This window comes from Pseudomonas sp. SIMBA_041, assembly GCF_046535095.1.
Taxonomy (GTDB): Bacteria; Pseudomonadota; Gammaproteobacteria; order Pseudomonadales; family Pseudomonadaceae; genus Aquipseudomonas; species Aquipseudomonas mucoides.
In genome coordinates, this window is sequence record NZ_JAWRXJ010000523.1 from 1 (window position 1) to 258 (window position 258).

Sequence of the window (258 nt, forward strand, 5' to 3'; positions counted from 1 at the left end):
GTTCGTTTTCAATTTTGTAGACGTAAGATTCACTTTTATTGCTGTAAGTTAAAGCTCTATCAAATTTTGCAGAGATCTGTTTATTATTAGGTAAATTTATTTTGAGATCAGAATCTAAATTAAATGTAGGTTGTTTATAATATTTCGTCGAAATATAACTCGAAGCAAGCTCTTTTGTAATCTTCTGGTCATCTGATAAACTTCCTTCATTAATAGGATTTTGAAAAACACCGATCTGTGCTGACAATAAATTAACGC

The 258-nt window shown here is 29.5% G+C and carries 1 protein-coding gene; it reads right to left on the reverse strand.

The window, feature by feature from the left end:
• Positions 1–258 (reverse strand): hypothetical protein (locus SB725_RS32180; protein ID WP_410923549.1); only part of this gene is annotated, 258 nt, incomplete at both ends.